Raw genomic sequence first — 1,399 nt, forward strand, 5'->3', positions numbered from 1 at the left:
GCGTCGGTCAAATCGGCGAGTTCCAGCGCGCGCTGTGCCTGGCGGGCCCGGCCGCGGGCGGCGCGAACTGCGGCCGCGATATCCGCGCCGGACATGCCGAGAGCGGCCTGCGCGACACCGGTCAAATCGGTATCTGCGAGGTCGGGGCCCAGATGCCAGCGGAGCGCCTGGGGGAGGAGCGTGTGGTCCGGATGCGGCAGGCGGAGGATCCGGTCGAACCGCCCTGCGCGCGTGATGGCCCTGTCCAGCTTTTCAAGATGGTTCGTCGCCGCCATCACGATCACGCCCTCGTGGCCATGGTACCCGTCGAGCTGATCGATCAGGGCCGTGACGATGAAATCCGTGTACGCGCTGTTGTGGTCGGCCTTCCGGTTCCGGTCCCCAAACGCATCGATTTCATCGAGGAAAAGCAGCGCAGGTGCCTGTTCTGCGGCCGTCGCGAAGGCGCTGCGCATCGCCTTGATCATATCGCTCGAGCGCGCGCTCTCGGACGACCATTGTGCCACGGATCCCGCGACGACAGCGATGCCGGCTTCCTGGCCGATGAGCCGGGCAACCTGGGTCTTTCCCGATCCGGGCGGGCCGACAAGAAGCGGTCCACGCGCGACATCGCTCCAGGAAATTCTGCCGTCCTGCCACGCATGGAGGTCAAAGATCATCTGTTCGAGCGGAGCCCTGACCGTGTCAGGCATGGGAAAGGCGGCCCAGCCAGCCCCTTCGACCGGGGCCGGGCACAGGGCTTCGGCGATCGCCGTCACCGCGGTCTCGGTATCCGTCGCGCGCAGGGCAAGTGTTGCCCGATCGGGATCAAGACGCGAGACGCGGGCGTCCGTGGGAAGGGTGGCGAGCGCGTCGGCAGCTCCCTGACCGGGATAGGCCAGGTCGAGCAGGACGGAGAGCTGCTCGTGATCAAGGGGTTTGAGAGCGACCACCTTCGGGTTCAGGTCGCGCAGGGCGCGGGGCGCGGTTCCTGCGACGGGCGTGATCAGGACCACGGGCGTGCCAATCTCGAGCGCGTCGCGCATCTTCTCCGAGAAGGCGCCAAGCGTGCGGTGCCGATCCGGACTGCCGGTCTTCACCGCGTCGACAGCGTAAAGGAGGTCCGGGACGGGCAAACCCGCGGGCCAGAGGCTCGGTTCGGCCACGATCTGCTCCAGCACCTTCCGGACCGTCTGATCCAGCGCGGCGCTGCCGGTCGCCAGCAGCGTGAGCGCGCCGTTCATGCCCAGTTCGGTGGCCAGCGCCGTCGCGCTGCCGAAGCTCGCGGCAAGCCGGACCACCGCCAGCAGAGTCGCCGCCTTCGGGCGCCAGACCGTAGCGGGGGCCGGTCCGACGGGCGGACAGGGCGGGAGAACCGGGCCGAATTCAGTCGCTTGTTCGATCTGGTCGAGAAGATCGT

Annotated in this window: 1 protein-coding gene; it reads right to left on the reverse strand. The window is 68.4% G+C overall.

The features are described 5' to 3' along the window. The coding region (locus EP237_RS22835) for an AAA family ATPase (protein ID WP_164744819.1) at window positions 1-1,399 on the reverse strand (1,399 nt) is incomplete at both ends.

It is taken from the genome of Nioella ostreopsis (assembly GCF_004000255.1).
In the GTDB taxonomy this organism is placed as follows: domain Bacteria; phylum Pseudomonadota; class Alphaproteobacteria; order Rhodobacterales; family Rhodobacteraceae; genus Nioella; species Nioella ostreopsis.